Annotated in this window: 22 protein-coding genes, 1 tRNA gene and 1 pseudogene; 8 read left to right on the top strand and 16 right to left on the bottom strand. The window is 45.4% G+C overall.

The genetic code is table 11. From position 1 onward, the window contains the following. Positions 1–94: 94 nt before the first annotated feature. The 5 genes and pseudogenes from F0220_RS10085 to F0220_RS10065 all read right to left on the bottom strand — a co-directional run. Positions 95–472: a YtxH domain-containing protein gene (locus tag F0220_RS10085; RefSeq protein ID WP_105598099.1), complete on the bottom strand. Its 378-nt coding sequence runs from the start codon at positions 470–472 to the stop codon at positions 95–97. A gap of 185 nt (positions 473–657) precedes the next feature. Beyond that, the gene (locus tag F0220_RS10080) at positions 658–1572 is read right to left on the bottom strand and encodes a DUF4261 domain-containing protein (RefSeq protein WP_105598098.1); all 915 of its coding nucleotides are present in this window, start codon (positions 1570–1572) and stop codon (positions 658–660) included. Positions 1573–1582: 10 nt separating this feature from the next. Continuing rightward, positions 1583–2044, bottom strand: coding sequence for a DUF86 domain-containing protein (locus F0220_RS10075; RefSeq protein ID WP_091017577.1), 462 nt, complete (start codon positions 2042–2044; stop codon positions 1583–1585). A 173-nt stretch (positions 2045–2217) separates the two neighbouring features. Continuing rightward, positions 2218–2505 (bottom strand): Dabb family protein, encoded by a 288-nt coding sequence (locus tag F0220_RS10070; protein WP_017689429.1) that lies wholly within the window; start codon positions 2503–2505, stop codon positions 2218–2220. A gap of 285 nt (positions 2506–2790) precedes the next feature. After that, positions 2791–3174 (bottom strand): annotated as a pseudogene (locus F0220_RS10065) (holin family protein); the annotation flags it as partial. Between the two features lie 448 nt (positions 3175–3622). On the opposite strand from F0220_RS10065, the gene F0220_RS10060 reads away from it, so the two are divergent. Then, on the top strand, positions 3623–4219 hold the full coding sequence (locus tag F0220_RS10060) for a helix-turn-helix domain-containing protein (RefSeq protein WP_017689431.1): 597 nt from the start codon (positions 3623–3625) through the stop codon (positions 4217–4219). 223 nt (positions 4220–4442) lie between these two features. Here the strand turns inward: F0220_RS10060 and F0220_RS10055 are convergent, their stop codons facing one another. Further along, on the bottom strand, positions 4443–5597 hold the full coding sequence (locus F0220_RS10055; protein ID WP_105598096.1) for a sn-glycerol-1-phosphate dehydrogenase: 1155 nt from the start codon (positions 5595–5597) through the stop codon (positions 4443–4445). A 158-nt stretch (positions 5598–5755) separates the two neighbouring features. On the opposite strand from F0220_RS10055, the gene F0220_RS10050 reads away from it, so the two are divergent. Then, on the top strand, positions 5756–5941 hold the full coding sequence (locus F0220_RS10050; protein WP_036609735.1) for a hypothetical protein: 186 nt from the start codon (positions 5756–5758) through the stop codon (positions 5939–5941). A 106-nt stretch (positions 5942–6047) separates the two neighbouring features. On the opposite strand, the gene F0220_RS10045 is transcribed toward F0220_RS10050, so the two are convergent. Continuing rightward, positions 6048–6132 (bottom strand) — tRNA-Leu (locus tag F0220_RS10045). Between the two features lie 222 nt (positions 6133–6354). Here F0220_RS10045 and F0220_RS10040 point away from each other — a divergent pair. Both F0220_RS10040 and F0220_RS10035 read left to right on the top strand, forming a co-directional pair. Then, positions 6355–7347, top strand: coding sequence for a Gfo/Idh/MocA family protein (locus tag F0220_RS10040; RefSeq protein WP_105598095.1), 993 nt, complete (start codon positions 6355–6357; stop codon positions 7345–7347). Positions 7348–7570: 223 nt separating this feature from the next. Then, positions 7571–7933, top strand: coding sequence for a winged helix-turn-helix transcriptional regulator (locus F0220_RS10035; RefSeq protein WP_091017583.1), 363 nt, complete (start codon positions 7571–7573; stop codon positions 7931–7933). Positions 7934–7983: 50 nt separating this feature from the next. Here F0220_RS10035 and F0220_RS10030 read toward each other — a convergent pair whose 3' ends face one another. The 6 genes from F0220_RS10030 to F0220_RS10005 form a co-directional block, all read right to left on the bottom strand. After that, positions 7984–9495 (bottom strand): sensor domain-containing diguanylate cyclase, encoded by a 1512-nt coding sequence (locus tag F0220_RS10030; RefSeq protein WP_308737341.1) that lies wholly within the window; start codon positions 9493–9495, stop codon positions 7984–7986. A 269-nt stretch (positions 9496–9764) separates the two neighbouring features. Beyond that, positions 9765–10541: a spermidine synthase gene (locus F0220_RS10025; RefSeq protein ID WP_223199907.1), complete on the bottom strand. Its 777-nt coding sequence runs from the start codon at positions 10539–10541 to the stop codon at positions 9765–9767. Between the two features lie 123 nt (positions 10542–10664). Further along, entirely contained in the window at positions 10665–11567 is a 903-nt protein-coding gene (locus F0220_RS10020; protein ID WP_091017588.1) for a LysR family transcriptional regulator, read from the bottom strand. 4 nt (positions 11568–11571) lie between these two features. Next, entirely contained in the window at positions 11572–12255 is a 684-nt protein-coding gene (locus F0220_RS10015) for a DUF1266 domain-containing protein (protein WP_181155338.1), read from the bottom strand. Further along, entirely contained in the window at positions 12239–14842 is a 2604-nt protein-coding gene (locus F0220_RS10010; protein ID WP_105598092.1) for a tetratricopeptide repeat protein, read from the bottom strand. Before F0220_RS10010 ends, F0220_RS10015 begins: the two co-directional genes overlap by 17 nt. 244 nt (positions 14843–15086) lie before the next feature. Continuing rightward, on the bottom strand, positions 15087–15524 hold the full coding sequence (locus F0220_RS10005; protein ID WP_091017593.1) for a MerR family transcriptional regulator: 438 nt from the start codon (positions 15522–15524) through the stop codon (positions 15087–15089). Between the two features lie 169 nt (positions 15525–15693). On the opposite strand from F0220_RS10005, the gene F0220_RS10000 reads away from it, so the two are divergent. The 4 genes from F0220_RS10000 to F0220_RS09985 all read left to right on the top strand — a co-directional run bounded on the left by F0220_RS10000 (position 15694) and on the right by F0220_RS09985 (position 19286). Further along, positions 15694–16572: an SDR family NAD(P)-dependent oxidoreductase gene (locus tag F0220_RS10000; protein ID WP_149846493.1), complete on the top strand. Its 879-nt coding sequence runs from the start codon at positions 15694–15696 to the stop codon at positions 16570–16572. Positions 16573–16613: 41 nt separating this feature from the next. Then, the gene (locus F0220_RS09995) at positions 16614–16733 is read left to right on the top strand and encodes an FCD domain-containing protein (RefSeq protein ID WP_091017779.1); all 120 of its coding nucleotides are present in this window, start codon (positions 16614–16616) and stop codon (positions 16731–16733) included. Positions 16734–16903: 170 nt separating this feature from the next. Further along, positions 16904–18067: an oxalate decarboxylase family bicupin gene (locus F0220_RS09990; protein WP_105598090.1), complete on the top strand. Its 1164-nt coding sequence runs from the start codon at positions 16904–16906 to the stop codon at positions 18065–18067. 79 nt (positions 18068–18146) lie between these two features. Further along, positions 18147–19286, top strand: coding sequence for a zinc-dependent alcohol dehydrogenase (locus F0220_RS09985; RefSeq protein ID WP_036609757.1), 1140 nt, complete (start codon positions 18147–18149; stop codon positions 19284–19286). A 139-nt stretch (positions 19287–19425) separates the two neighbouring features. Here F0220_RS09985 and F0220_RS09980 read toward each other — a convergent pair whose 3' ends face one another. From F0220_RS09980 to pfkB, 3 genes are all read right to left on the bottom strand, one after another. Next, positions 19426–20214 carry a class I SAM-dependent methyltransferase gene (locus F0220_RS09980; protein ID WP_105598089.1) on the bottom strand — a complete coding sequence of 263 codons (789 nt, stop codon included), beginning with the start codon at positions 20212–20214 and terminating at the stop codon, positions 19426–19428. A 200-nt stretch (positions 20215–20414) separates the two neighbouring features. Further along, positions 20415–22382, bottom strand: a complete 1968-nt coding sequence (locus F0220_RS09975) for a PTS fructose transporter subunit IIABC (protein WP_105598088.1) — start codon at positions 22380–22382, stop codon at positions 20415–20417. 91 nt (positions 22383–22473) lie between these two features. Further along, entirely contained in the window at positions 22474–23385 is a 912-nt protein-coding gene (gene pfkB / locus F0220_RS09970; RefSeq protein ID WP_091017603.1) for a 1-phosphofructokinase, read from the bottom strand.

The following is a 23385-nucleotide window of genomic DNA, read 5'->3' as shown; positions in this document are numbered from 1 at the left end:
CAAATTAAATCCCCGCGCTACGTCACCTATGTGTGGACACGCAACAAAGCAGGCTCTCCTCTAAATAGAGGAAAGCCTGCTTATCAAGCTTTGCTTAGTTGTCGTCCTTGGACTCATCCGCAGGAAGCTTCGCTACAATGTCAATTCCGGGTTCATCAGCTGCTTTATCAATCTCGTTATCAACAATGGCTGCCGATATGCGAATTTCTTTTCCTTCAGCGCAATTGCGCCAGGATTGAATATCCTGAATCACAACATCTGCGGTCTCTTTAACTTTGGATACAATCTGTGAACTTTGTTCTCCCACGATACCAGCCAGTTCCTGACCTTTTTCCGATACCTGACGAGCACCTTCTGTAATATCCTGACGAAGTTCACGTCCCGATTTTGGTGCCAGCAATAATGCCGTTACTGAACCAACCACGGAGCCAATAAGAGCTCCCCACAACAAACTTTTGTTAGAATCCTTCACGTCACATCTCTCCCTTTACTATTGTTTAAGTACCGGATCAGAAGCAACGGTCTGTCGCTCAGCCATCCGGGCGAATGCCTACTCTGTTGATGCATTATAAGCAGCACAGGCTTGGCTTGACACTCCAGATGTTAAAAATAATCTGAACGCCATTTTTGAATGGATGCAGATGACTTGACTTAAACTCAGTTCTGACGAGCCGGCTCGAGATCAGCCGCAGCATGCTCATCCCCCGGGTCCAAATCAATCACATAACGTCCCGGTGCAATCAATGCCGCCTGATGTTCACACCGCCAGCGACGTCCACCTGAAGAACCCAGCGTCTGTCCATCTTGCAGAACATCCCCCTGATCAAATATGTAATACGCTGCACCCAGTAAGGTCTGAGCCACCGTATCCGGATCAAGACCGACGAAGTGACACTGGACATCAGGTACACCCAGCGCAGATAATCCCACGGTATCCATGACCAACCCGCGCTGTTCCTCTGTACCTCCGGCTTGATACATTCGAACGTTCATGGCTGCATACAGATGTTCCTCACGTTCCTGAGCTTGCGTATATGCTTCCGGTTCAACGAGCTTGTCACTGCCATACCAATACAGCGCGTCACAGGTCATACTTTCCATGATTGCCAGTACAGTCTTTTGAAACAGCTCCAGGCGCTGCTTACGAGGCATGGCAGCCGTGAACATATCATGTATCCGGATGGAGTACTGCGAAGCTTCTACAACCTGTCCCACTTCAGGCCAATGCCATGCTTGTTGCAGAGCACCGCCAAAGCGAGCACGATCTGCGATTTCATTCACAGGAAGCATGCAAGTCTGAGCAGGGATATCCCCTTCCTGGAAGGATACCTTATGGTCCAGATGATAGAAGACAAGCATCTCATGCTTTTGCCCTCCGCTCTCTTGTTTCACATCCAGTCGGACTTGTCCTGTATGGCGAATCATTGCTTCCTGCAAACGCAGGCGATTCACCTCTGGACGTTCCCGGAACAAAAGTTCAACCATATACACCGGATGGAATCCGGACGGTGATTCATTTGTTTCTTTACTTTCAGTATTTGCTTCATTGAATTCTTTTGATTCATTTGTCATGCGATTTCCCTCATTCCTTACGCTGTCCCTCGGCCTGTGCCGTATTGAAAGGACCAAGTTCTTTTTCCACGTAGGCGCTAACCTGAGTAGTAAAATGTTCAAGTATACTCGGCAACTCTACGCTAAGCGGATGGAGCCCAGACCGCTCCCAAGTGTAATAATCCTGCACCAGTGGCTTGCGTAACGTGACAAGCTGACGCAATATCTCATAGGTCGGATTATCAAAAACCTTTTCTTCATAATTAATCTGAATAATATCATCATAGCTGCTCGCATCTCTCATGATGAAACCGTCAATTAGATAACTTCCCACATCGGTAACAATCTCGATCGCCAGGTGAAGACACCGTTCCTGTACCATCCCCAGCATGAGACTGCCGTCCCAAGCTTCTGCTGCCCCGCGAAGCCCTTCAGCTACTTCCGGTACAGCAGCAAGCCGGCGGGCAATCTGTTCTCTGTTCACATAATACATTCGTTCACTTCCCGTTCAGTGAGTTATCGGTTCCGTTTCCCTCTTCGCTTAAGCCAGAATATCATCACAGGACAAGCGATTAGAAACACAACAAAAATATATAGAAATTCCATAACGTCTCTTAAATCGCTCATGCAGAGTCCCCTTTATCTCAACGTAGTTTGAATGACAGATCAGATTTCGTAGTCCACTGCAATTGACTGTTCTCTGACTTCGTTCATGTACTTGATAACTTCCTGATGAAGCGGGTGTACCTGATACGCCTGGAGATCCTCCAGTGAAGCAAACTCCGCTGTGAGTGAAATGTCGAACGATCTCTCCGAGCGAAGCACATCAATCCCGATTTCAAGTGAAACCAGGACATCAATTTTACCTTCCAGATTGCGAAGCACCTGAGCTGCAGCTTCAATACTTTCTGCTGAGCGATCTTTCATTTTGAACAGGACAATATGTTTTATCATCTGGGCAAACACCTCGTTTAATATAATAGTAGAAATGAATGAATTTTCATGTATCCAAAATATATCATAACGTTCTCTATTACGAAAGGATACTTGGAAACGTTCTCTTGATAAGAAAAACTAATCCGAACCGTTTCCCTTCGATTCGGATTTCTTTTGCAATCCATCCATCGTCTGTTTCGCGGAGTCATCCTGCAAAGTTTGTCCTGTTTCAGCCTGCTGCTTGATGTTGTCCGGGGTTGGCTGCGGTTTGGACCATTCACGATTCGCCAGATACTCCTGATCCTCCTGTTTCTTCAACACTGCAATGGCCTGTCTGAGCTTTGCAGGCAATGGAAGACCGATTTTGGCATAATTCTCGGTAATCGAAATGAGTTCATTCACCAGATAGAAATAAATAGCTCCGCCTTTGATAAAATCGGTTCCCATGATCAGATCAATTCGATGAGCAAGCAAAACAACCGTCAGCATGAGCCCTTTGCGAGCAATCCCCCAGAATCCAATGTTGCTATTCAACCCGGCACCTGTTCTTACCGCCGCTGCCAAACCTGTTACATAATCCACAGCCATCGCGACCGCGAGCAGGCTCAGCAATTGATCCCATCCGCCAAAAGCAAACGTAACAAATGCTCCCGAGATGACAGCAAAGGTATTCACAGATAGATGCACGTTCCTCACCTCTCCCTTACACTTGAGTATCATACAATATATGTAAAAGTAAGAGATTTGACAGGTCACATGTCATGCTGAACATGCGGATTTATCATTTCAGATTTGTGCACATCCTCTTCGCAACAGGAGAACGAAAATCACATGCTTTTGGGGAATTCAGGGAAATAAACCGCATCATATCAACAAAAAACAGATAAAAGTTCTTTAGACCTAGTAATAAGTAATTAGAACTATATTATTTTTATTCCTGTTCAATTTCTCCCTTCATTTTTAGTGAAACATTGTAATCTAGGAATATACTAGGATGTGAATTGCGCATGGTCTAGTTCGTAGTTCCCTCTTTATCGTGAATTCACGCATTGACGCATTTGTAACCGGTAGTCCCGGCACTTGAAAGTACCCCGTTGTTTATTGTAGTATTTGGTTAAAAAAAATCGGAGGAAATATGCCTAATCAACCAGAACAACATTCCATCCAGGCGTGGTCTCTGATCAACCGTAAATACTTGGGAAAAGGCGTCCGTGTTAAACGATTCCGAAAACCGACACGCTGTCAAATCCGCAATCGTGTTCTTCTTGCCGTGCTGATGGCCAATGATATCAAGTTGTCCCAGCTTGCTGAAGACCTCTCCATCTCTTCACGCAGTGTCAGTGCGTGGGTATATGAAGGACGGATACCCGGCAGTACCAATCTGGACAAGACTTGCCAATTACTCGGCTACCCGCGTCATATTCTCTTCAATGAAGAAGTTGTGCGTAATAGCCCTGTCATATGTCAACCCGAGTCATCTCGCTTCATGAAGCGTACGGTGACCCGTTCTCCGGTTAGTAACCGTATTTTGACAGGCTTGTGTATGGTCCATGATCTGTCGGTGACAGATGTCAGCCACTGGATCGGGGTTCATCCCGGCACTTTCCGCAAATGGCTGCATCAGGGAACACTGCCTTCTGCTGCGTTTCAGGAACAAGCGGAGCAATTTTTCCGTATACCGAAAACTATTTTGTTCGCAGATGTCATCTTGAAAGATCGTCGCAACAACTAAATAAGCGAACAGCCAAAAGGCTCTGATCTCCCCATAGGGAGGCCAGAGCCTTTTTTAAAATAAAATGCATGCCTTCTCTCTCGGACTTGAAGCACTGTTCTGGCTATTCCATCAGAAATGTCAGATAACCTACCCTTTTTCGTTTTTTGCTCCCAAAAAGAGCCATCACAGCCGGCTACAAGCTAAGTTTATGCATTTCGTCATGACCATCTTCTCTAAAAGGTCATCCTAACCTCGTGTTCAACACTTCATTGATATATCTCAATCCGGTATATCGAGGACGAAGCGTATGCGCTGTGTTGAATGCATGTTCCACCATCTCCGGGGTTACACCGAGTTGCTCAGTAGTCACAGGTCCACCTACTTGTTCCAACCATGCAATGAGCTGAGAGGCCTCCGGCAATTGGTCATATATCCCAAACACCGGTTCACCCGATGTCTGTGCAAGTTCTTTATATTTCACCGTAAGCAATGCACAAGCTACGCCAACTTTGGCACCATGCAGAACCGGTCTTTCTCCCGCTTGCATCAGATCCATCTCCAAGATGTGAGATAGATGATGCTCACCTCCGGATGCCGGACGGGAATGGTCAATGATCAGCATGGAGATACCGGAAACAATTAATGCGTCCATTAACACAGCTACTCCCTCTGCTCGCCCCTCCGCAATAGCTTGTACATGATCTATGCAGGTATTCAGCGCTTCTTCTGTCATCCGATAAGCAACTGGACAGAACGGTTCTCCGCCCAGTTCACGAGAAACAATCCAGTCTGCAAGTGAAGTATATTTACCAAGCATATCTCCGAATCCGGCAGCTGTCATCACTTGCGGGGCTTGCTCCAGAATATCCAGATCGGCAAAGATAGCCTCTGGCGGAACAGCCTGAAATGTTTGTTTGACGCCGCTTACAATTAAGGGTGCACCCGCAGAGGTAAACCCATCCACTGAAGCCGCTGTCGGTATGGACAGAAAGGGCTTGTTCATTTTGGAACAAACAAATCTCACCAGATCATGAATGGTACCTGAACCCACCGCAATTACAGCCTGACTTTCCAGTTTCACACCCAACATGACCTGTACAATAGCTGCTTCATCCGCAATGATATCACCCGCACGATTTTCCGGCAGAGCGATCTCATCCACATGTATTCCCGCTTCGCGAACACTGCTCAGCACATCAGATCCGGCCGCCTGAAACGTATGTCGATCATAAACAACCGTCACCTGACGATATCCTTGCTCAGACAAATAACCCGGTAACCTCTGAATGGCCCCAGCTTCCAGATGAATCAGCATATCCACCACCCGGTGTTGATGACCGCAAGCACACTGCTGTGCTTCCTCATTCCATGCTGCAATTCGTTCGTTCATATTCATTCGCTCTTACCCTCCCATATGAGATATCATGCATAATTAACGGGTTAAAACCACAAGATAAAAAAGGAAATAAAATGTGATGATTTTCCTGATCACACTTTACTGCCTATACCCAATATTTGCAAATCCATATCTCACATTTCCAAGTAGGTGAAGCAATGAAATTAACGAAAGAATTAGGAATTTCGCTCGGATTTCTGGCCGGAACCACTTTTGGCAGTGGTATCGCTTTTTTGTTTCGTCTCCAGTCGGTTGAAGTGGTTGCCAGTGTTACGCTATTTGGTATTGCAGGAGCCATTGCCGGGATCATCACGGCAGTCATTCTGCGCCAGCGGCAACATTAGCATTAGCATGCTGATAGCAAAATGCAGGCTTCACACGAATGATCCACAAAACCAAAAAAGGTTCGTGAGTTGCCCTAGAGCAACTCACGAACCTTTTTTGGTTAGATGCGGTCGAGAGGACTCGAACCTCCACGGGGGGTTAGCCCACACGGACCTGAACCGTGCGCGTCTGCCAATTCCGCCACGACCGCATAATATGTATCTCCTCATCCATCGATGAAAAGCATTCCGGTGAAGCAATTCCTTGTTTTACCGTAATTCAGAGTATACATGCTCCAAAATAAAAATGCAACTTCTTTTTTATTCATTCAAGAATAGGACATATGTCCTTTTTTCTCAACTTCAAACACCCTATCGTAGCATTAAACAAATATACCATCCATACAAATGCAAAAATGAAGGAGAGATCCACCTTGAAAACAACCCATCTGTGCTTTATCGGTGCCGGGTTACATGCATCCACGAATATTTACCCTTCTGTTGTTGAAGCCGGAGCGCAGATCCAGGCCATTGCCACACGCAGTATGGAACGCTCTGAAGCAGCTCTGCTGCGATTTGGCAGCAACGGAAAAGCGTATGATAACGCTGGGCTTATGTTACAACAGGAAACTTGTGACGGAGTCGTGGTGGTCGCCCAGCCTGTTGATCAGACCGCTCTTGTCCTTGAATGCATTCGAGCTGGTAAGAATGTATACGTGGATAAGCCACTCGGATGGAATGCAGCGGAAGCCGCAGCTGTAGCAGAGGCTGCCGAGCAAGGCGGCGTCGTTGTCATGGTCGGTTTTATGAAACGTTATGCTCCCGTATACATGAAGCTGAAGGAGCTCATTGATAGTGGTTCGCTAGGTAAGGTACGTTCATTCCAGATGAAATTCGCTGTAGACAGCACCCCATTTTGCAAGGATGAGGAACAGTTCATGAAGCTCGCTGCCATACATATGGTCGATCTGATGCGTTACTTATTCGGAGAAGTAATACAGGTTACAGGCACAACCGTGAAGGATGGGGAACACATTAATCAAAGCATTTCCCTTGTTTTTGAGAATAACGTAGTAGGCAGCGCTTATTTTACCGGCATGAGCGCTTGGTCACGGGAGAGTGAAAGTGTACTCGTCACCTTTGACAACGGATTTGCGTCAGCTGAAGATATCAACACACTTACTGTCCATCAATCCCGAAGATCGACCAGCCTTCCCTGGAAATCTCTCGAGGAGCAAGATACTGTATATACACCTTCCGGATCTCCTATGTCAGGAGCTTCTCGCGACCTTTATCTACGCGGGTTTGTTGGTGAAATGGTGCACTTTATCGCGTGTTGCCAGAATCAGACTGTCCCACATTCCAGCGCCAAGGATAATATTGCAACGATGGCTCTATGTGACTCCATTCTATCGTCACTGAAGTAGCGTATATACGCTCATCCTCATATTTTATACATCCAGAGAAGAGCCTGAAACCGGGGCTCTTTTTTATCTTATAGACATCAACACATCTGCCTTCGACTACAATTAGGGTTTATAATCTGCATCATAAGTGATATGCTCTTTCATGAACTATACGTACTTTATGAAATATAACCACCCAAATAGATACCATAGAAAATCACCCTAAAGTGGAGGTGTACTTATAATGAAAAAGGACGCTACCAAGCTATGTCCCGCGCCATACGGCTGTTCCGTGGAAGTTACCCTCAGTGTGATCGGAGGCAAATGGAAAGGTGCCATTTTGTATCATTTATTCTCCGGGCCTTTGAGATTTAACGAGATCCGAAAATTGTTTCCTGAAATCACCCAGCGTATGCTCACCCTGCAACTTCGAGAGTTGGAAAGCAGCGGAATTGTTCATCGTGAAATATACCCCCAGATTCCACCTAAAGTGGAGTATTCCCTCACACCATTTGGTGAAACGTTACGGCCGATTATCTTCAGCATGCGAGATTGGGGAGAAACGTATACAAATGAGGTTCTGGCCAGATCCTCACAAGAGGTATAAAACACAAAAGAAGCTGTCCCTAGTTTTTAGGGAACAGCTTCTTTGCTTGCTTATTTAATAACCGTCTGGATCGTAACCGTACGGTTACGTCCGTCTTCCTTCGCTTGATACAATGCATTATCCGCCAAGTGAAATAGTTCTGTGGAAGTTGTGGAGTGCTTCGGATATTCAGCAATTCCAGCCGAGATGGTGACGGAACGATCTATAGGCAATATGCTTTCTTCGACCGTTATTCGGATACGTTCAGCAATCTCAAAAGCCACGTTAGACTCGGAATTTCTTAACAAGACTACAAATTCCTCTCCACCAAACCGGGCGCAGACATCTTCTGGTCGAACAGACAATTGAATGATATTGGCAATGTGTTTCAATACTTCATCCCCAGCATGATGCCCGAATGTATCATTAATGGACTTGAAGCGGTCGATATCCAGAACAATAATGGAGAATGGCACCTCATCCTGAATCCATTCCTGGATGACTTCTTCGAAGGTTCTGCGATTGTTCATGCCTGTTAAAACATCGGTTCTGGCATCATAGACAAGCTGGTTTGTCTGTTTCCTAAAGTTCGCCAATGCGCCAACAACTGCTCTCGTTAGAAGGTCTGCCTCTCTATTCCAATGAGGCTTCATCACAGGTAGATCCACTTGTCCCTTATCGACCTGATTCACCAAATCAGCGAGCATAGCAAAAGGACTGGCCAGCTTGCGTGCAACCCGAACCACAATAAGGGTCAGGATCAGGAAAGGCACTGAAGTGTACAGTAACAACATACGGATATGATGATTCAACTGATCGTACACCGTTTGGGTTGGAGACACGATTACGACGCCCCAGTCTGTTGATGGAACTTTGTAATAACCTGCAAGCGAATCCACACCTGCCAGGTTTTTGTATTGTTCTTTACCGTTCTCGTTTGCCAACAGCTTTTGCACCACTTCATTTTTACTGACATTTTCACCAATTCGGTTGGTGTTTGGATGAAATAACAAAGTGCCCTTCTTATCCACAATAAAAAAGTAGGAACCATTACTTGTCTTGAGCTGACTACCAAAAGACAGACTCAATATATTATTTTCCTGCAAAAAGATATTTCCACCGATTGTTCCTTGATACTCCCCTGCCGAATCAAAGATCGGTTCACTGACAAATACAATTCTGCGTTTGGTTCTGGGTGTCTGGTACGCTTCGGAGATATACGAAGCCCTCAATTTAACCGCTTCTTTTGCTGCATTGGAACTAACATGGTGACCTACACTAGCCTGTGAGTAAGGTGAGGTAGACCTGACTACCCCCGCTTTATTTACCAAAGAAACGGAATTAAAAAAATTACTACTATTGCGAACCAAATCCAATGTGGAATTCAACTCTTTTGTATTGGCGTGATCCATATCCGGGAAATATTGAGCTGCATATTTCAAGCTCTCCTGCATGGAATAAAAAAGCGAATCCAGCGTTTGGCTCATTTGCACAGCGCTTGCATAGTTTAGCGAAAGGGTGTTATCAATGAGTGACTGTTTCTGAGATGTATAAGATGAGATGACCATGAGGGTCAATGTCATTATAACTGATATAGTGACCAACCCGCCGAGTAAAGCCGTGAGGCTGATCTTCTTGATGTTTTTTATTTTTTTTCGTAACCTAGATCTCTTGATCTGTGCAATCATCGTTTACTTCCCCCGGATTTTCATGAAAAGGCATATTCCTTCTATCTTATACAAAAGTTGTTAAGATCAAATAAAGAGTTTGAGAAATCTTAACAATTACATCGTAAGATTGACGATTTAATGACATTTTACTTTCCCTGGAAGAATCACTGCTCAGGATCGCCCTAATCGACAATGATATATCCTTCTTCTGGTTCTTGTTCAACAAACCCTGCCATGTGACAAACCTGAAATTCGATTGGGTGATGACTGCCCATTAAAATTCGATTCTGGACTTCATCCGCTGTTTCTGTAGGTAATGCAAATGCACGTGTATAGGCAAACTGTGCCTGAAGTGTCGTATAGATCGCATTGACAAGCCGATCGTTGCCCGCACGCCCAAACACATTAAGGATCACAGCTCCGTCCGAGTCCAGCTTGTCCTTGACCATGGCAAAAAAATCACTGGATATAAACTGCTCGGGTGTACCCGTTGCCGTAAAGGCATCAATAATAATATAATCATATGTCGCAGCGGGTTCTTGGCCTAATAATTCACGACCATCCCCGATGAGCACAGGACTTCCCTCATATCCAAAAAAAGTTTGACTCAACTCCACGACCTCTGCGTCAAGCTCAGCTACTTTTACCTGACGATCAGACAAGTAGGTTGGCAATGTGCCAATACCATGTCCCACCACAAATACGGTATCAAACTTAGGATCATTCCGTTCCATTAGATGCACCATCGCTCTCGGATACTCCAACACCATCCGGTTAGGCTCATCCAGATCCATGGCTCCCTGCACAGCTGCGTTGGAGAATTCTAATACACGAAACTGGCCCTTCTCTCCATAAAGCTTTTTGGTATCATATACCGTCAGCTCATGCTGTTCACTTTTATTCCGATACAGAACTCTCACTAACCGTTCTCCCTTCAATCTCTTAAGCCTTTTCGACATATACCTTCATTCTATTACACGGGATGACAACATTCCACCCTATATACTTGAAAGGTCATAGTACAACAAAAAAACCGTTCCGACTCATACGGAAACGGCCTTTTGATGAACCATCTAACACTTCTAAGACCCTATGGCCTCATGCAGAGCCTGGACATATTCCACGCCCAGATTGGAGAGAGAAGTGCTCTTGTGGCTTATCCAGCCCACATTAATGGTCTCCTCGCATTCCAACGGTACAGGAATAATCTCGTTTCCGTTCAGATCAGCGCTAAGTACGCCCGTAGAGATCGTATAACCATTCAGACCAATCAACAGGTTAAACAATGTTGCGCGGTCATTGACCTGTATGCTTTTGGGGTGAGATAACGTACTCAGGATCTCTTCGGAAAAATGAAACGAATTGTACTCTCCCTGGTCAAATGACAGGTACGGATAATCTTGCAATTGCTCAATCGCGACCGACTCCTGCTTCGCCAGCGGGTTCTTCACACTGATAAAGATATGGGGCTTGGCTGTGAACAAGCTGGTGAAAACCAGACCTGCATCTTTTAACAATTTGTTAATCACCTTGGCATTGAATTCATTCAAATACAGGATGCCAATTTCACTACGCAGGCTTTTCACATCCTGAATAATTTCGTAGGTCTTCGTCTCCCGAAGTGCCAACTCATATTCATCCTGCCCATACTGCTGGACCAGACGAACAAAGGCATTCACCGCAAACGCATAATGCTGTGTCGATACAGAGAAATGCTGCGGAGATGGCTTGGCGTTCAGATAACGATTCTCCAGCAACTCAGCTTGTTCTACCACCTGACGTGCGTAGCTTAGAAACTCAACGCCTTCTTTAGACAAAGATATTCCCTTATTGGTACGTTCAAAAATGGTAATTCGCAACTCCTGCTCCAGATCCCGGATGGCATTGGACAGGCTGGGTTGCGAGATAAACAGGCGTTTGGCTGCTTCATTCATGGAACCGCGTGTGGCAACTTCAATTACATATTTTAATTGTTGTAGGGTCAAGGTCTTATCCCTCTCTTTCTGGTTCAACAGGCAGACCAACAGTTGCTTCTTCCCACGGAAGTACATTCCATGGACTGTCTGCCCGTTCGAACAAATGCTCTACAAGCGAAAAGTGCTCCAGGGCTGACTCTGTCTCCAATTCTTCATACCCATACTGACGTCCTATGAGATAGGCAAGTCCGAATTCCGTCCAACTTGAATACGCTTTTTGAATCCGCTGCGCCATTTCATACATAAAAGTCCATGCTGTCTTCTCATCTACATAACCGACCTGCATCGCCATGCGTGTAATTGATATGGCTCTTCCCCAGTCCCAGGCGCTGATGCTTGCCGCATTCAGGCGGCTGTCATAGAGTTGGATGGCCTTCAATTGGGTTCTGATCGTCTCATCCTCCAAACCAAGGATGTAGTTTTCCTGCTCCTGATGAGTCATTACAGACAATAACGCCCTGCGTTGATCAAATTTATCATGGTGCCCGCTTCCTTCTCGAAAACTTTCCATTTGCTGATGAAATGACTGCTCGTCCCGAATACTCCATGCTCGACCAAACATTTCAATGATGCCTTCCCTTTTCCCATCCAATCGTTCAATATCATACCCTGTGGCGAATTCCAAAGCATTTGCCTCAAGTAAAATAGCTCCCGCTGCCAGTGTCCACTGTTGTCTTGCATCAAGCAAAGAATACATCGTTGAATACCTCCACGTTATAATACGGTCTGAGCTCTTCATCATTCAAAAGATCAGGGAATTGAAGTGGTACCGTTTGTTTCAATCCCATCTGGAATATATTGAACTTCAGCTTATTAAACCAGGCTCCCCGTTGACTCAGACGCTCTTCCATATCCTGCAGACGTGCAAGGTAATCCGGATGATCAGGCCGGTCTGCCACAGCCTCTCTGGCATACACAAGTGCCAACTCTCCTTGACCAAGATGCATATAGGATAAACTCAGTAAACTGCATGTATCCCCCCGCAAACCAAACTCGTAAGCTCGGGTCAACATTTTGCGAGCGACATCGTATTTACGTGCCTGATATAGATGTAAGCCCCCATAATAATAGCTGTAACCATCAATCTTGGCAGGTTCTACTGTTTTATAATAATGCACCATAGCGCTGTCCAACTCATCCCACTGCTTGAGTTCGGCAAAGATGCGAATCATCTGTAAAAGCGCCCACGGATTATTAGGCTCGTGATCCTGAATCTTCAGAATCCATTTTGCTGCCTCCTCAAACTTACGATCCGCAAGGAGGCAAACAGCAATCATTTTTGTTAATAAAGAAACCTCCGGTATCTTTTTGTGAAGAGCTAAGAAGAAATCATGAGCAGTGGTCCAGTTCTTTCTATCAAAATGGAGATCCGCTGCTGCACCAAGAGCTTCATTTTGATACGCAGTGTCCCCAGTCTCCAAATATTGTTCAATGGTAGACAATGCAAGATCAATCTTGGCTTGTCCTCTGTAGGCTGTAAATAGATGATAAAGTGTGCTCGGATAACTCTCGATACGTAAACAAGCTTGGAAACACTGAACAGCATCCTCGAATCGCTCTACATTCATATACGAGATGCCAAGGTAGTGATAGAGATCAGCACTTTCATTACCTTCATTCATATAAGTCTCAAAGCACGTTATAGCCTTATCATACTTTTCTAAATTATAGTAACTGAAAGCTAATCCAAATTCGTAGCCTGCGCCCCCATTTAATGTTTTTGCCTGCAAATAGTTCAAGATCGCCTGTTCATATTCTTCAAGCATACGATAGGATTCCCCGAGATAAAAATAAACTCCCGGCTCTTCTGCCATGTGTTCTTTCAGAATAAGACCGTCTGAGATTACTGCCTCATAATGATCTAGATTATAATTGACCTTTATGCGTATGTACAAAGCCTCTTGGTGAACAAAGACCTCTTCTTTAGCCCTTTTGACAGACTGATTAATGTAGTGTAAAGCAAGTTTTAGATCAACATCGTATGCCATTTGAGCAGCCAAAAACCAAGCATTACTGCTTAACAGTACTTCTGATCCAAATCCTTCAACCATGGATATTACCTTGTCTGATTGTTTCCTTATACGGTAAAGCCCAATCAGTTCCTCGATCTGTTCCGTTCCAGGAGGGTTGTCATTTTGAAGCTCCTCTTCCAAAATCGTCATGCGTTCTTGCTCATATTCATGCCGTACATGCCATAGACGAGTTCGTAGTTCCAAGTCCGCTGGGAATCGTTCTAACGCTGCCTCATATACGGCTATGGCTTCATTATTTCTACCCAACTGGATTAGACACTGCGCTGCAGATGATAAAGCAGGACTATAGATCATCGCTTCAGTTGCCTCCGACAACTGCATGTTGATGGATAACGCTTCTTCCACATGTCCACACTTCAGTAACATGTCTGCCAAGTGACGGAGAATTTGAGGCTCATTCGATAGTATAACTGCAAGCCTGGAGTACATGTGGAGCGCAGTCTCCCAATCCTCAACGTTCATCGAATATAACGCAATCAAGCGCAGTAACACAGGGTCTTGTTCATACATGGCGTAAGCTTTGCCCAACATCTCGTGCGCTGTGTCCAAGTCTTGATGAATGAGTGCACGTCTTGCGAATTCACGAAAATATAAATAATCGTCGATCTCCAAACCAGCTGCTGCCGCTTGGTGTAAATATTCAAGCTGCAAATCATATAAACTTTGACTTTGGTAACGAATGTGATTTAGAAACGAGGAAGAAAATCGCTCGCTTAACTCCAGTTCATTGTCCATCCAGCCAAACGTATCATCTAATAATTTCCAAACCATACCAGGCAGCCAGCTTCGTTCTGCCAAAACATCTAACAATTCGCTGTGTAGTCTTTCCCGAACCTGAATGCTCCAGAATTGCTCATCCTCTACAAGGTTCACCCATAGATCGTAACGAATGCGTGAGTCAAAATCTTCATAAAGTCTAATCGTTCTCTCCAGAAAATGATTTACAGCTTCACGCAGCGGGTCTTCCCGCTGTGGAGGAGTTATATGTAAGTCTTCGATATGTATACCTTGAGCTAAATCCTGCGTATCTTCCGTGAAGTGGTGAGTAGGATCATCATCAGACTCAACATGTATCGGTTGAATTGAACCTGTTGACGCAATCTCTCTAGCTTGCTCGTAAGCTGCTCTAAGTTCCTGGAAACCTTCAGGATTCTCTTCTGGATGATTTTGTTTTAACCGTAATGAATAAGCCCGTCTAATCGCATTTAAATCTTCAGTAGGCTCTATACCAAGTATTCCCCAGTAATCCATGCTGTCGTTCCTCTCTTATCTGGAATTCTTCTCAATCTGCAGATGTGGTTGCTATCAAAAAAATGTAACATTGCTCTTTAATATATCATATCCCTGCTTCATTAAGCTTCTTTTCAGACAACCCTCTCCGTAAAAAGTGATATCTAATAACCTGGCCATACACTCGATATTAAATGCTAGAAACAGCAAAAAGACCCGCGTCATCATGACGTGGGTTTTCGGATTCAAATAGGCAGCTGCGCCATCAAGAGAATATGTTCTGTTTTTCAAAAACAGACATCTGGTTCTCCCCGGTAATAGGACATTCATCAGGGTACATACTTCGTTTTTCCAACTTCTCATCGATAAAATCAACGACTTGTTGTAGCGAAGCAATCTGTGCTTCAACTTTCTTCCGGTGATTCACCAGCATCTCCCGTTCATCCGGGAAATCGGCGAGATCGGAATCCATGGACATTTGTAAATAAGGCTTCATTTCCTCCAGAGACATCCCTGTTTTTTTCAGGCAAGTGATCAACTTCATCGTATGGATATCCTCAGAGCGATATACCCGATGGCGATTGGCTTTGCGTTCCGCTCGAGGAAGCAGCCCAATCTTCTCATAATAACGAATTGTATCTTCCGATAATCCGGCCTGTTCTGACGTTTCTTTAATGGAGAATACTTCTTTCTCTCTCATCATATGGGCCTCCTCCACATTCATTTCTCTCCATATTACAACTTGGAGCTGACTCCAAGTCAAGCATGATCCCTTCCACCCTAACACCCCTTGACTTGGAGTCGACTCCAAGTTATAGAATGAGCGCAGCATACAGATTCGTTCTGTAATCCCATTCTATCTGGAGGTATATATGAATATACAAAATCAGCTTCGCACCGCTCTCATCACAGGTTCAACATCAGGAATTGGTCTTGAACTGACACGCAAGTTACTGGCTGAAGAATGGCAGGTAATCGGTCTCAACCGTTCTGCTTTCCCATCCGAGGATACCGATATTCAGAACGCCTTACGTTCAGACCAGCTCCGTTGGGTTCAGGCTAATCTGACCAACTACGACAGTCTGAGGACTGCACTGGATCAGATTAAATCCGATACCGATTCAATTGATGTCTTGTTTAACAATGCGGGTGGCAGCGCTTCGGAGCTTCGTTTCTCTGATCAGGGGCATGAACTGCACTTTGAACTTCAAACTGTAGTCCCTTACATCATCTACATGGAATTAGTGGAGCTATTGCTCAAAGGACAGATGAAAACAGTCGTCAATACTTCCACCACCGCGTTCAGTATGGTCAAACAATTTGATCTAAACATCCTGGAACGTCCAACTGAATTCAAAAAGCTGTTTGGTCCCTATGCCACTTCGAAGCTCGGTCTATCTCTATGGACACGTGAGGTTGCCAAGTCTGCCAAAGCGAATGGCATACAACTGCTAAGCGTAGATCCCGGTGGAAATAATACGCTAAGGGGCAACAAAACATCCGGCCTGCCCTTCTATATCAAACCTATTATGAAATGGTTCTTTCCTCATCCAAGTCATGGTGCTTCATTGCTCTACAGCGCGGCTTTATCACCCACCAGACATGAATCCGGTACATTTCTGGTGAAAAATAAAGCGACAGCACTTCGTTTCACAGAGCAAGGTCCTGCCGTTCTCCATCGGGTAAACGAGATCTACGAGCAGCATTTTCGTACAACGCAGTCTGGGAAGACCACAACCAGCCCATCTTAATCATGAGAGGTTGAGCACTATATCATCAGTGCCCCTTCCTCATAGAAGAGCATCATCAGATTTGTGAAGCGATCAAGGCACATGTCGGGCAGACTGCCGAACGACTGATGAAAGAGCATCTTCAATCCGATCTGGAATTCTGCCTTCATCTGATTCGATAACCGGATTCATGGATTATTCAACCTTCTCACTACGTGTAAAGACGTGACCGCATGCGGTCATGTCTTTTTTGTCGTTTGTCCCTCATATTATCCAGGCCCTGATTCATAGGTGTAGACATAACGATACCATGTCGCGTGTGACATGCCACTGAATCTGGAGGGATCACTCAATGACCAAAGGACAGCAACCTAACGAAAAACCATTTATTATCCCGCAACCCATTCGCAGTGATGGCGCTGGAGGACCTGATCTGGGACCCAGAGACGTCATGAGAGATATACAGAACCCCGATATGCTGGTACCTCCGGTAACCGATAACGGGTTATTGCCCAATCTAAAAATGTCTTTTTCCGATACGCATATGCAATTGAACCATGGGGGTTGGTCACGTGAAATCACCGTACGGGATCTCCCTATTGCCACTACACTGGCTGGTGTGAACATGAGCCTGACACCGGGAGGTGTACGAGAATTGCACTGGCACCAACAATCTGAGTGGGCTTATATGATCTGGGGAACGGCAAGAATCACTTCGGTAGATCAGAACGGACGTAATTTTATTGCGGATGTCGGACCTGGCGATCTCTGGTTTTTCCCAAAAGGTCTACCCCATTCCATTCAGGGACTGGAGGATGGTTGTGAATTTCTGCTTGTGTTTGATGACGGGTCCTTCTCCGATCTGAATACATTATCCATATCGGATTGGTTTGCCCATACCCCACCAGAGGTATTGTCTGTCAATTTCGGCGTGCCCGAATCCGCTTTTCAGTCGATGCCGAAGGAACAGGTCTACATTTTCCAAGATACCGTCCCGGGTTCCATCGAGAGCCAGGAAGTTCAGTCGCCATATGGTACCGTTCCTCTCACATTCAAACACCGGTTGCTGGCTCAAGAACCGCTCATCACACCCGGCGGAAGCGTGCGGATCGTAGACTCCACTAACTTCCCCATCTCAACTACCGTTGCAGCAGCACTCGTTGAGATCCGACCTGGCGCCATGCGTGAGCTGCACTGGCATCCCAATGCGGATGAATGGCAATATTATCTGACAGGACAAGGAAGAATGACAGTGTTTGGAGGCAATGGCATTGCTCGTACATTTGACTATCGGGCTGGGGATGTCGGATATGTTCCTGTCGCCATGGGACACTATATACAAAATACCGGCACAGACACTTTATGGTTTTTGGAGATATTCCGAAGTGATCGATTTGAGGATGTATCACTGAATCAGTGGATGGCGTTAACCCCGCGGGATCTGGTCCGTGACAATCTGAATGCGCCGCCTGAGTTGCTCAATGCCTTGCGTAAAGTAAAATGGCCTGTCGTTTAATTTAGTATGTATATCTATCATTTATGCTGAAATGGGGTAATTGTCAGAGAATCCCACTATATAAGGAGGAATATGAAAGATGAGAGCCGTTACGTTTCAGGGAATCAAGGACATTCAAGTCAAAGAGGTTGAAGATCCCAAACTGCAACAGAAGGATGACATTATCGTTCGTATTACTTCTACAGCTATATGTGGATCGGATCTGCATATTTATCAGGGAGCCTTGCCTGCTGCCAAAGATTACGTTATCGGTCATGAACCGATGGGCATTGTGGAAGAAGTAGGTCCTGAAGTGACACGTGTGAAGAAGGGGGACCGTGTGGTCCTGCCTTTTAACATCGCTTGTGGTGAATGCTTCTATTGCAATCATGACATGGAGAGCCAATGCGATAATTCCAATGGCAATCCCGATATTCATACAGGTGGTTATTTTGGGTTCACTGAGCGTTACGGAAACCACCCTGGAGGTCAGGCGGAATTATTGCGTGTTCCCTACGGGAACTTCACTCCGTTTGTGATTCCGGAATCCTGTGAACTGGAAGATGAAGCCTTATTGTTCCTGTCCGATGTTCTTCCAACCGCTTACTGGAGCGTCGAGAATGCCGGGGTTAAACCGGGAGATACGGTCACCGTACTCGGTAGCGGACCCATTGGGTTGATGACGCAGAAGTTCGCCTGGATGAAAGGTGCCAAACGCGTTATTGCTGTGGATCGTCTGCCCTATCGACTGGAGAAAGCCAAACGTTTGAACGATGCAGAGATCTTTAATTTCGAAGATTACGATGATATGGGTGAGCACATTCGCGAGATTACACAAGGCGGAACCGACGTTGTTATCGACTGTGTAGGTATGGATGGTAAAAAAACCACGCTGGAGGAGATCGGACAGAAGCTGAAACTTCATGGCGGTTCACTGAGTGCGATTGAAATCGGCATGAAAGCAATCCGCAAATTCGGTACACTCCAACTTACGGGTGTATATGGCTCTTCCTACAACATGTTTCCGTTAGGCAATCTGTTTGAACGCAATATCAATCTTAAAATGGGACAAGCTCCTGTTATACATTACATGCCTGAATTGTTCCGCAAAATCACTGCTGGTGAATTTGATCCAACCGAGATCATCTCCCATCGGATTTCACTAGAGAATGCAAGCGATGCGTATCGCATTTTCAACGATCATGAAGACGAATGTACCAAAGTTATACTAAAACCCTGAACCGTCGTTTTGATTATAAATATGCAAAATAAAACAAGTAGAACTACCTGTTCAAGGTACTCTGCTTGCTTTATTTTATCGACATTCATCCTGTTACTGTTGCATAAACTGCTCAGCCAGCTAAATGGTCTGTACCTAATCAGACATGAGTCGGCTTAGTCGCTTGAATATATACACTTTCTCCTTGGAAGCTATCGAGCTTCCCGTTCGCTGTCACTTCAAAATCGAAAAATTTTCTGATGATGGACGGTGCACTCAACATACTTGCTTCAAGTTCCCTCCTCTCCCGTTCCGGCAGTGCCGCACGATTACACCACTCTTCAAACTTAAAGCGTTTCTGGAAGGAAACCATCGTTTCCATTCGGAAGCCCGCATACTCCAGCATATGAATCCATTCCGTCTTGCGCCATGCTCGAACATGGCTTGCATCTCGGCACTTCTCTACTTCATTGTAAAACTGGTCATTCTCATCCCGTTCAGGCGCCACGTTGTCAATGAATAACAACCTTCCACCGGGCTTCATGACGCGTAATGCCTCATGAACAAACAAAGAAACGTCCGGAAAATGGTGAGCAGCGATTCGGCAGGTTACCAGGTCAAAGACATCATCATCGAATGGCAGCTTCTCTGCATCTCCGGCAACAAAATCTACATTACGGTGTCCATTGCCCTGGATAAATGCTTCAGCTACCCGAAGCATTTCTTCCGTTAGATCGAGGGCTGTCACCCGCTGAACAAGTGGAGCCAATGCATTAGCGACATGCCCTCCTCCAGTGGCGATATCCAGCACGTTCATATCCGGAGTGGCTTGAGATGAAGCCACGAGCAACGCGAGATCCTCACCTCTGGCATGCCCCGAACTCGTCACATATTTACCTGCATTTTTCGCAAACTGCTTCTGCACCTGACTTTTGATTACATCAGACATTCCAATTCCTCCTGCACAAGTTTCATTAGACGAAACATAGTTTCAAAATATAATTATATTTATTTTACCACACATGAATGTAAAAGCTAAATAAGCATTTTACACAAATCCGGAGGCAACTTTCCACTACCTAACAAAAAAGCTCAAATAAAAAACATCCCCCAAGTGAATTTCACCCAGGAGATGTTTTTTTATATTTATTACTTCACGAGCGTTGGTGACTTCTTCCACAGTCCCAGAATCAGACCGGAGATCACAGAACCAATCGCAACAGCGAGCAGGAACAATAATGCGTGGTTCGCCAGTGCTGCAACAAAGATCCCGCCATGCGGAGCTGGTACATTAATGCTCCACAGTTGTGTCAATCCGCCAGCAACAGCGGAACCCAGAATACAAGAAGTCAATACACGCAATGGATCAGCCGCAGCAAATGGAATTGCACCTTCTGTAATGAAAGAGAATCCAAGTACATAGTTAGTCAGGCCTGATTTGCGTTCTTGCTCCGTAAATTTGGATTTGAAGAACGTTGTTGCAAGTGCAATCGCCAGAGGAGGTACCATACCGCCTGCCATAACCGCTGCCATCCATGCACCGTCTGTGTTACCACTGGATGTGAATACGCCGATAGCGAACGTGTAAGCCGCTTTGTTGAACGGTCCACCCATATCGATGGACATCATACCGCCAAGCAACAAGCCCAACAATACCGCATTACCTGTACCCAAGTTACCAAGTGCATCTACAAGCCATGTGTTCAGTGAACCAAAGATTGGATCAAAGACATAGAAACTGATTGCACCCACGATCAACAAGCCAAATACCGGATACAGCAAGATTGGTTTCAAGCCATCAATCGCTTTTGGCAATCCTTTGAACAACTTACGGAGACCAATAACGACATAACCCGCCAGGAAACCGGCAGCCAAACCACCAAGGAAACCGGCGTTTGAGTTAACCGCCATCAATCCACCGACCATACCAGGCATCAGGGCCGGGCGATCACCAATACTCATCGCGATAAATCCGGCAAGTACCGGAATCAGGAAGTGGAACGCACCTGTTCCGCCACCGATCGTTTGAAGCAATTGTACAATCGGATTCTCAGGGCTAGCGAGCTGTTCGAACAAGAAGGAAATTGCTAGCAGAATACCGCCACCTACAACAAACGGCAGCATATGCGAGATACCATTCATCAGATCTTTATAGATTTTGCTACCTACACTAACCTTACCAGTACTTGCGCCCTCTTCCTTGGCGTTTCCACCTTGGCTACGATAGATCGGTGCATCACCGTTAACGGCCTTGCGAATCAGCTCTTCGGATTTACGGATTCCATCACTCACCGGTCTTTGCAATACCGGTTTGCCATCGAAACGTGCCATCTCCACATTTTTGTCTGCGGCAACGATAACCCCTTTAGCACGAGCGATCTCATCAGCAGTGAGAACATTCTGTGCTCCTTCGGAACCGTTGGTCTCTACGCGAATATTAATGCCCATTTCCTGAGCTTTCTTTTTAAGTGCATCCTCAGCCATAAACGTATGCGCTATACCGGTTGGACAGGCTGTAACTGCAACAACAAAATCTTCCGAATTGGCATTACCTACAATCACACCAGAAGTATTCTGTTGCTGACCAGTAGTAGAAGTGGATGCGGCATTTACTGCTTTTTCAGCTTTTGCTTTTTCTTTGGCTGCTTCCTTCTCAGCTGCTTCTGCCTGTTTGGCATCAAACAATGCACTAACTTCGGCAGGTGTATCTGTACTCATCAATTGTGAGATGAAATCGCTATCAATCAACAACCTGGAAAGAGCTGCAAGCGTACGCAGATGGGTATTACCTGCGCCTTCTGGAGCCGCAATCATGAAGAACACATGAGCTGGCTGATCGTCCAACGCTTCAAAATCAAGCCCTTTTCTACTCTTGGCAAATACAACTGTTGGTTCGTTCACTGCTGTTGTTTTGGCATGTGGCATTGCAATTCCGCCACCGATACCCGTGCTGGATTCAGCTTCTCTTTTATAGATCATTTCCTTGAACAGGACCGGATCATTGATTCGTCCGCTTCGGTTCAGGCTTGCAATTAGTTCATCAATAGCCTCATCTTTGGTTGAGGCTTGCAGGTCCATGATCATCGTTTCCTGGATCATCAAGTCTGTTATTCTCATCTTGGTACACTCCCTTAAGTTCAGTCGGCCTGCCTAGGCAGGCCTCACTACATTACAATTACAGTAAAAACCTTTTTATATGGCCGTTAGGCTAAATCGTCGTAATGGTTACTTGATTACGCAATTCATCAATCAATTCACGTGTTGCCAGATCATCTGAGAACGCAGTTGCGCTTCCAGATGCAACCCCTGTGCGGAAAGCTTCCAGCAAATCTCCGCTCTGTACATAGGTGCCTACGAATCCGCCAATCATGGAGTCACCGGCACCAACTGAGTTTTTCACAATGCCTTTTGGCACATTTGCATGATGAACTTCCGCTTTGGTAATAAATAGCGCACCCTCACCTGCCATGGAGATCAACACATGTTTAGCACCGGCTTCCAGCAACTTACGCCCGTATAACACCAGTTCCTCGCGAGTATCAATCGTTACACCGAACAGTTCAGCCAATTCATGATGATTTGGCTTCACCAGCAATGGTGCATGTTCAAGAGCTTCCATTAACGCAGGGCCAGTTGTATCAATTACAAATTCAGCACCTGTTTGCTTGCATACTTTAATGAGACGATCATAAAAATCCGTTCCAAGTGAAGGCGGTACACTTCCGGAGAGAATGACAATATCTCCTTTTTCCAACGAAGACAATTTGTGAAGCAACTGCTCGGCCTCTTCGGCACTTATTGCAGGTCCAAGACCATTAATCTCTGTCTCTTCTCCATGCTTCAACTTGATGTTAATGCGAGTATCGTCTGCAATCGTAACAAAGTCTGTCCGAATGTTATCTTCTTGCAACTTGTCATTAATGAAACGTCCAGTAAATCCACCAAGGAAACCAATGGCCGTGTTATCTGCTCCAAGTTGATTCAGTATGCGAGAGACATTAATGCCTTTGCCGCCAGGGAGCTTCAAATCCCGATTCATTCGATTCAATCCGCCAAGCTTCAGCTCATCCACTTCCACGATGTAATCAATGGACGGGTTAAGAGTTATCGTATATATCAT

The organism is Paenibacillus sp. 37 (assembly GCF_008386395.1).
GTDB lineage: Bacteria > Bacillota > Bacilli > Paenibacillales > Paenibacillaceae > Paenibacillus > Paenibacillus amylolyticus_B.
The sequence above is the reverse complement of the archived record's forward strand: the minus strand, read 5'-3'. Positions and strand labels throughout refer to the sequence as shown.

Coding starts and splice junctions, on each gene's coding strand:
- F0220_RS10080 (WP_105598098.1), bottom strand. CDS start 1,572: ATGACAAATGAATCAAAAGAATTCAATGAAGCAAATACTGAAAGTAAA.
- F0220_RS10025 (WP_223199907.1), bottom strand. CDS start 10,541: ATGTCGAAAAGGCTTAAGAGATTGAAGGGAGAACGGTTAGTGAGAGTT.
- F0220_RS10010 (WP_105598092.1), bottom strand. CDS start 14,842: ATGGATTACTGGGGAATACTTGGTATAGAGCCTACTGAAGATTTAAAT.
- F0220_RS10075 (WP_091017577.1), bottom strand. CDS start 2,044: ATGTATTATGTGAACAGAGAACAGATTGCCCGCCGGCTTGCTGCTGTA.
- F0220_RS10035 (WP_091017583.1), top strand. CDS start 7,571: ATGAAAAAGGACGCTACCAAGCTATGTCCCGCGCCATACGGCTGTTCC.
- F0220_RS10005 (WP_091017593.1), bottom strand. CDS start 15,524: ATGATGAGAGAGAAAGAAGTATTCTCCATTAAAGAAACGTCAGAACAG.
- F0220_RS10055 (WP_105598096.1), bottom strand. CDS start 5,597: ATGAATATGAACGAACGAATTGCAGCATGGAATGAGGAAGCACAGCAG.
- F0220_RS10060 (WP_017689431.1), top strand. CDS start 3,623: ATGCCTAATCAACCAGAACAACATTCCATCCAGGCGTGGTCTCTGATC.
- F0220_RS10070 (WP_017689429.1), bottom strand. CDS start 2,505: ATGATAAAACATATTGTCCTGTTCAAAATGAAAGATCGCTCAGCAGAA.
- F0220_RS10030 (WP_308737341.1), bottom strand. CDS start 9,495: ATGACATTGACCCTCATGGTCATCTCATCTTATACATCTCAGAAACAG.
- F0220_RS09975 (WP_105598088.1), bottom strand. CDS start 22,382: ATGAGAATAACAGACTTGATGATCCAGGAAACGATGATCATGGACCTG.
- F0220_RS10015 (WP_181155338.1), bottom strand. CDS start 12,255: ATGTATTCTTTGCTTGATGCAAGACAACAGTGGACACTGGCAGCGGGA.
- pfkB (WP_091017603.1), bottom strand. CDS start 23,385: ATGATATATACGATAACTCTTAACCCGTCCATTGATTACATCGTGGAA.
- F0220_RS10050 (WP_036609735.1), top strand. CDS start 5,756: ATGAAATTAACGAAAGAATTAGGAATTTCGCTCGGATTTCTGGCCGGA.
- F0220_RS09980 (WP_105598089.1), bottom strand. CDS start 20,214: ATGTCTGATGTAATCAAAAGTCAGGTGCAGAAGCAGTTTGCGAAAAAT.
- F0220_RS09985 (WP_036609757.1), top strand. CDS start 18,147: ATGAGAGCCGTTACGTTTCAGGGAATCAAGGACATTCAAGTCAAAGAG.
- F0220_RS09990 (WP_105598090.1), top strand. CDS start 16,904: ATGACCAAAGGACAGCAACCTAACGAAAAACCATTTATTATCCCGCAA.
- F0220_RS10000 (WP_149846493.1), top strand. CDS start 15,694: ATGAATATACAAAATCAGCTTCGCACCGCTCTCATCACAGGTTCAACA.